Source organism: Paraburkholderia phenoliruptrix (assembly GCF_019511605.1).
GTDB lineage: Bacteria > Pseudomonadota > Gammaproteobacteria > Burkholderiales > Burkholderiaceae > Paraburkholderia > Paraburkholderia phenoliruptrix_A.
On record NZ_JAEUAV010000053.1, the window covers coordinates 1 to 6,902 of the forward strand.

General features: G+C 63.0%; 7 protein-coding genes. All 7 read right to left on the minus strand.

Translation table 11 applies throughout. The annotated features are described in order from the left end of the window. Window positions 1-325: 325 nt before the first annotated feature. The 7 genes from JNB89_RS30590 to rpe all read right to left on the minus strand — a co-directional run bounded on the left by JNB89_RS30590 (window position 326) and on the right by rpe (window position 6,801). Window positions 326-952 (minus strand): CYTH domain-containing protein, encoded by a 627-nt coding sequence (locus JNB89_RS30590; RefSeq protein ID WP_220364707.1) that lies wholly within the window; start codon window positions 950-952, stop codon window positions 326-328. A gap of 83 nt (window positions 953-1,035) precedes the next feature. Beyond that, a complete protein-coding gene (gene trpC / locus JNB89_RS30595) occupies window positions 1,036-1,833 on the minus strand; it encodes an indole-3-glycerol phosphate synthase TrpC (protein WP_220364708.1) in 798 nt (265 codons plus the stop codon). 30 nt (window positions 1,834-1,863) lie between these two features. Further along, the gene (trpD, locus tag JNB89_RS30600) at window positions 1,864-2,895 is read right to left on the minus strand and encodes an anthranilate phosphoribosyltransferase (protein ID WP_220364709.1); all 1,032 of its coding nucleotides are present in this window, start codon (window positions 2,893-2,895) and stop codon (window positions 1,864-1,866) included. 16 nt (window positions 2,896-2,911) lie between these two features. Then, complete coding sequence (locus tag JNB89_RS30605; protein ID WP_220364710.1) at window positions 2,912-3,505, minus strand: aminodeoxychorismate/anthranilate synthase component II; 594 nt, start codon at window positions 3,503-3,505, stop codon at window positions 2,912-2,914. Window positions 3,506-3,518: 13 nt separating this feature from the next. Continuing rightward, window positions 3,519-5,012 carry an anthranilate synthase component I gene (gene trpE / locus JNB89_RS30610; protein WP_013340604.1) on the minus strand — a complete coding sequence of 498 codons (1,494 nt, stop codon included), beginning with the start codon at window positions 5,010-5,012 and terminating at the stop codon, window positions 3,519-3,521. A gap of 375 nt (window positions 5,013-5,387) precedes the next feature. After that, a complete protein-coding gene (locus JNB89_RS30615) occupies window positions 5,388-6,104 on the minus strand; it encodes a phosphoglycolate phosphatase (RefSeq protein WP_220364711.1) in 717 nt (238 codons plus the stop codon). A 13-nt stretch (window positions 6,105-6,117) separates the two neighbouring features. Continuing rightward, window positions 6,118-6,801 (minus strand): ribulose-phosphate 3-epimerase, encoded by a 684-nt coding sequence (gene rpe, locus JNB89_RS30620; RefSeq protein ID WP_013340602.1) that lies wholly within the window; start codon window positions 6,799-6,801, stop codon window positions 6,118-6,120. Window positions 6,802-6,902: the final 101 nt, after the last annotated feature.

The window sequence follows — 6,902 nt, forward strand, 5'->3', positions numbered from 1 at the left end:
CTGCGATGCGGCAGTTCGCGATCCTCTACGAGGATCGCTTCACACGACCCGACAGCTAGAATGAAATTGATCGCCCACCACGCCCGAAATGTTCAGACGCCTTGCACACAAAAATTCAGACACTCCCTCAACTCGCGACGGGTGGCCGTTCTGCGCTGCAGTCTTAGCCCGACCGCAACGGTTAGCCGCACCGCGCTTGACTCGCAACCTGGCCGTAACGGGTAGCCGCGCGGCGCGTGAGTCTCAACCCGGCCGCAACGGTTAGCCGCAGCGCGCTTGACTCTCAGCCCGCCCGCAACAGGTAGCCGCGCCACGTCCCTCGGTCTCAACCCGCCCGCAACTGATAACCGCGTTGCGCCTTGCTGACGTTTTCCGGCGCAAGGCCGGCGATCTGCTTGCTGAGTTCGTCACAAAGCGCGTGCAGCGCGGCTTCGTCGCCGGACTTCAGCTCCAGTTCGATCTCCGAGATCGGCGCGCGGCGCAGCTCGCTGTTCACTTCGGCGAGCACGTTGCCCTGATCGATCGCGGCTTCGACCTCGGAGCCGTCGACGCTCACCTGCCACAGCGTGCGCGTGAAGTCCGTGCGAAACAGTTCGGTCAATTGCGGTGCCGCGTCGCGCAGCGCCTGCGCGGCGGACGGCTCGTCGCACTCGCGCAGCAAGGCGTCGATTTCCAGCGCCTCGCCCGCGACGGGCATTTCCCATTCGTGACGGCTGTGCAAACCGTTTGTCGCACTGCCCACTGTCTTGAACGTCTGCAGCCAGCCGTGCGGCGTGTGGCGCAAGCGCAGCGCGCTCTTGGACGCTGCGAGCGCAAGTTGCGGCGTATCGAAGTAAATGTTCGACAGCTTGATCGCGCGGCCTTCTTCGCCGGTACGCGCGACGAACCACGCCGAGGCCGCCTTGACCTGGTCGGCCGGCAGCAGCAATTTGATCTCGCGTTCCATGCCCATTGCTGCTCTCCTGTCTGCCCGGCTGTTTCGGCCGTTGCTCTGTCCTCGGTTCCTCGGTTCGTCGGTACTCGCGTGGCTTTACTTCACGCGGCGCCAGGAAAGAACATGCGGGCAAGTTCGACGCCCGGCTCGTCGGCACGCATGAACGCCTCGCCGACGAGGAACGTATTCACGTCCTTCGCGCGCAGCCGCTCGACATCCGCACGCGACAGGATGCCCGATTCGGTAACCACGATGCGGTCGTCGGGAATGGCTTCGAGCATGCCGATTGTCGTTTCGATCGAGGTCTCGAAGGTGCGCAAATTGCGATTGTTGATGCCGATCAGCGGCGTTTTCAACGTGAGCGCCTGCTGGAGTTCGTCGTTGTCGTGCACTTCGACGAGCACGGCGAGGCCCAGCGAGTGCGCGAGCGCTTCGAGGTCCTGCATCTGCGCCGTGTCGAGCGCGGCTGCAATCAGCAGGATCGCGTCGGCGCCCATCGCACGGGCTTCGACAATCTGATACGGATCGACGATGAAGTCCTTGCGCAGCACCGGCAACTGGCAGGCGGCGCGCGCCTGTTCGAGATACGCGACGCTGCCCTGAAAGAACTGCACATCGGTCAACACGGACAGGCAGGCCGCGCCGTGCTGTTCATACGAACGCGCGATTTGCGCAGGGACGAAGTCTTCGCGCAACACGCCCTTGGACGGACTTGCCTTCTTCACTTCGGCGATCACCGCGGCGAGCCCCGCCGCGTGTTTGGCGCGCAACGCGCCGACGAAATCGCGAATGTCGCGCGACGACGCTTCGAGGCGCAGTTCTTCGAGCGGCGCGCTTTGTTCGGCCGCGCGGACTTCTTCGCGTTTGACCGAGATGATACGGTCGAGGATGTCGCTCATAAATGTCTCGCTACGTTGGGTGCTGCCTGATCAGTGCTTGAACTGCTGCGTGAAGCGAACCAGTTCGTCTACCTTTGCGCGTGCCTTGCCGCTTGCAATGGCTTCGCGCGCAAGCTGGATGCCGTCCGCAATCGAGCCCGCCACATTCGCCGAATAGAGCGCGGTGCCCGCGTTCAGCGTAACGATCTCGCGCGCGACGCCCGGCTTGTTGTCGAGCGCTTCGAGCAGCATTGCTTTCGATTCGGTGGCGTCCGCCACTTTCAGCGTGCGGTTCGACACCATCTGCATGCCGAAGTCTTCGGGGTGAATCTCGTATTCGCGGACTTCGCCGTCGCGCAGCTCGCCGACCTGCGTGGCGGCGCCGAGCGAAACCTCGTCCATGCCGTCCATACCGTACACCACCAGCACGTGCTTTGCGCCGAGGCGCTGCATTACGCGAACCTGAATGCCGACGAGGTCCGCGTGGAACACGCCCATCAGTTGATTTGGCGCGCCGGCCGGGTTCGTGAGCGGACCCAGAATGTTGAAGATGGTCCGCACGCCGAGCTCACGGCGCACCGGCGCAATGTTTTTCATGGCCGGGTGATGGTTCGGCGCGAACATGAAGCCCATGCCGGTTTCGGCAATCGAGGCAGCCACTTGTTCCGGCTGCAGATCGATATTCACGCCGAGCGCTTCGAGCACGTCCGCGCTGCCCGACTTGCTCGACACGCCGCGATTGCCGTGTTTCGCGACCTTGGCGCCGGCCGCGGCCGAAACGAACATGGTGGCCGTGGAGATGTTGAAGGTGTGCGAACCGTCGCCGCCGGTACCGACAATATCGACGAAGTTCGAGTTGTCCTGCACGTTCACGTGCCGGGCAAATTCACGCATCACCGTGGCGGCGGCGGTGATTTCGCCGATGGTCTCTTTTTTGACGCGCAAGCCGGTAATGATCGCGGCGGCCATGACGGGCGACAGTTCGCCGCGCATGATGAGCCGCATCAGGTGCAGCATTTCGTCGTGGAAAATCTCGCGGTGCTCGATGGTTCGCTGCAGCGCTTCCTGGGGCGTGATGGTCATGGTGTCGTCTCGCTCGTCAGCCGGTGCGTTGGGCGGTCTTCGCTTGCGACTGCTTCACGAAGTTTTCGAGCAGCGCGTGACCGTGCTCGGAAAGAATCGATTCCGGATGGAATTGCACGCCTTCAACCGCCAGTTCCTTGTGACGCACGCCCATGATTTCGCCGTCTTCTGTCCATGCGGAGACTTCCAGGCAATCGGGCAGCGACTCACGCTCGATCGCGAGCGAGTGATAGCGCGTGACGACGAAATGCCTGGGCAGGTCGGCGAACACGCCTTTGCAGTCGGTTTCTATCGTACTGACCTTGCCGTGCATGATGGTTTGCGCGCGCACCACGCGTCCGCCAAACGCTTCGCCGATAGCCTGGTGACCGAGGCACACGCCGAGAATCGGCGTCTTGCCGGAGAATTCGCGCAGCACGTCGAGCGTAATGCCTGCGTGCTGCGGATTGCTGGGGCCGGGCGATAGGCAAATGCGCTCGGGGTTGAGCTTCGCAATTTCGTCCAGCGTGATTTCGTCGTTCCGATAGGTGCGCACGTCTTCGCCGAGTTCGCCGAAGTACTGCACCAGGTTGTAGGTGAACGAGTCGTAGTTGTCGATCATGAGCAGCATGGTGAGTCTCCGGTCAGAAGTCGCTATCGAGGCCGTCTTGAACCTGTTCGGCCGCGCGCAACACCGCGCGCGCCTTGTTCTCGGTCTCTTGCCATTCGGATTCGGGCACCGAATCCGCGACGACACCCGCTGCCGCCTGCACATACAGATTGCCGTTTGCGATCACGCCAGTGCGGATAGTGATGGCGAGGTCCATTTCGCCGGTGAACGACAGATAGCCGACCGCGCCACCGTAGAGGCCGCGCTTGACTGGCTCCAGCTCGTCGATCAGTTCCATTGCCCGGACCTTCGGCGCGCCCGAGAGCGTGCCGGCCGGGAAGGTGGCGCGCAATACGTCGAAATTGGTCGTGCCGGGCTTGAGCTTGCCTTCCACCGAACTCACGATGTGCTGCACGTGCGAGTACTTTTCGATCACCATCTTGTCCGTGACGACCACCGAGCCGATTTGCGCGATGCGGCCCACGTCGTTGCGCGCGAGGTCGATCAACATGACGTGCTCGGCGATTTCCTTCGGGTCGTTCAGCAGTTCGGTGGCGAGTTCGGCGTCGCGTTCGGGCGTGTTGCCGCGCGGGCGCGTGCCGGCGAGCGGGCGAATCGTGACGATGCGGTCTTCGCCGCGCTTTTCCTGGCGCACCAGGATTTCCGGCGACGCACCGACCACATGGAATTCGCCGAAGTTGTAGTAATACATATACGGCGACGGGTTCAGCGAGCGCAGCGCGCGATACAACGACAGCGGATTGTCGCGGTAGGGCTTCGTCAGACGCTGGCCGACCTGCACCTGCATCAGTTCGCCGGCCGCGATGTATTCCTTGGCTTTGCGCACGGCGGCCAGATAATCGTCTTTGGCGAACTCGCGGTAGGTTTCGGTGCGTACGCTCGCCGACGTGACCGGCGGCTCGACGGTCGCCCGCAGGCGCTGACGCAGTTCCCGCAGACGCTGCTTCGCTTTCGTGTACGCCTCCGGCTGCGTCGGATCGGCGTAGATCACGAGGTACAGCTTGCCCGCGAGGTTGTCGATTACCGCGACTTCCTCGGTCAGCAGCAACTGGATGTCCGGCAGATTCAGATCGTCTTTCGGGGCCGTGTGTGCGAGCTTCTTCTCGATGTAGCGCACCGCGTCGTAGCCGAAATAGCCGGCGAGGCCGCCGGCGAAGCGCGGCAAGCCCGGGCGTTGCGCGACCTTGAAACGGCTCTGGAATTGCTGGATGAACTCGAGCGGATCGCCCTCGTGTGTTTCGACGACCTTGCCGTCGCGCACCACTTCGGACACACCGTTGCGGGTGCGCACCAGCGTGCGCGCCGGCAGGCCGATGAACGAATAGCGGCCAAAGCGCTCGCCGCCCACCACCGACTCGAGCAGGAACGAGTTCGCGCCGTTGCGCTCGGTCTGCGCGAGCTTCAGATACAGCGAAAGCGGCGTTTCCAGGTCGGCGAGCGCTTCGGCGATCAGCGGGATGCGGTTGAAACCCTCGTTGGCGAGGGACTGGAATTCGAGTTCGGTCATGTTCCGATCCTGTTCATAGGTCCGGCGGCAGCGTGCGTCGGACAAAGCGGGGCATGGCGCAGCCGGTCAGGCGTTCGTTCGACTTTTGCGATGATGAACCGACCGGCGCAATTTTCCCATCGACGCAAGCACGGAGTTCCGGCGCACGGTTGTACTTTGGCAGTACACGCAGGCTGAACCAACCGATGCCGCTGAACGAGCGGTGCGAGCGATGAAAAAACGCGAGAGCGCAGCGAAGTAAAAAACGGTTGCCGAAGACGTGCTTCAGCGTACCTCGGGTGAGGTTAGTGCGACCAGCGACGCCAGGGCCAGGCTCCCCGGTCGATGCTAATCAGACTCCGTTTTTTATTCAGAAACATGAGGATGAAGGACTTTTCAAGTCGTGGAATGGTGCGCTGCGATCGCCTTGGCGGCGTCGAGCAGCGAGGCAACTATACCATCGGATTTTATTGTTTGTATAGCTTGGCCATGGTTGTAGCCGTACGGCACGGTGAGCGTCGACATGCGCGCCGCGCGGCCTGCCAGCGCGTCGTTTTCCGAATCGCCGATCGCCACGGTGGCGCGCGGCTCGACGCCCAGTTGCTCCGCTGCGCTCAGCATGGGCAGTGGGTCCGGCTTCTTTTTCGGCAGACTGTCGCCGCCCAGCACGACGCTGAAGTACTGCGCGAGCCCGTATTGCTGCAACAGCTGCACAGCGAAGCGATGCGGCTTGTTGGTCACGCACGCGAGCTTCAGGCCGGCCTCGCGCATGGCGGCGAGCCCCGCCTCCACGTCGGGATAAAGACGCGTGTGCAGGCCGTTGATCTTTGCGTACTCGGCCTGATAGATGGCGAGCGCTTCGTCGAAACGGTCTTGCGCGTGTTCCGCTTCGAAGCGCGGTGCGAGCACGCTGCGGATCAGGTGCTCGGAGCCCTTGCCGACATAGCCGACCACTTCTTCGCGCGAGGTTTCCTCTGCGTCGAGCTGCGCGAGCATGCCGTTCAGGCCGGCGGTGAAGTCGTCGGCGGTGTCGATCATCGTGCCGTCCAGGTCGATGATGGCGGCTTGCAGACGCGGACCGGTGAACGTCGGGGCGGGGTACGAAGCGGTCATGTGGCGCGTGGTGTCAGTGCTGGATGTTGGCAAGCGCGGCGCGCATCTTGTCGATCACGACCTTGTGGTCCGGCTGGCCGAAGATCGCCGAACCTGCCACGAACGTGTCGGCGCCCGCCGCGGCAATTTCCGCGATGTTGTCGACCTTCACGCCGCCGTCCACTTCCAGATGAATCTCGCGGCCGGTGCGCTCCTTATAGGCGTCGATCCGCTTACGGGCTTCGCGCAGCTTGTTGAGCGCCTCGGGAATGAACGACTGGCCGCCAAAGCCGGGATTCACCGACATGATCAGCACCAGGTCGAGCTTGTCCATCACGTGATCCAGATAATTGAGCGAGGTGGCCGGGTTGAACACCAGGCCGGCCTTGCAGCCGTGATCGCGAATCAGCGACAGCGTACGGTCGATGTGGTCCGAGCCCTCGGGGTGAAAGCTGATCAGATTCGCGCCCGCCTTCGCGAAGTCCGGCACGATGCGATCGACCGGGCGCACCATCAGATGCACGTCGATAGGCACGTCCACATGCGGTCGAATCGCTTCGCACACGAGCGGGCCGATGGTGAGGTTCGGCACGTAATGGTTGTCCATCACGTCGAAATGGATCCAGTCGGCGCCGGCGGCGACGACATTGCGGACTTCCTCGCCGAGGCGGGCGAAGTCGGCGGACAGAATGCTGGGGGCGATGCGAAATTGCGTCATGGCGGCGGGCGGATGCAAGCGGGAAAGCGGTATTTTACCTTTTGTGTGCCGGGCCGGCGGGTGCTGGGTGTGAGCGGGCGGGCTGTCTCTTGTACGCAGTG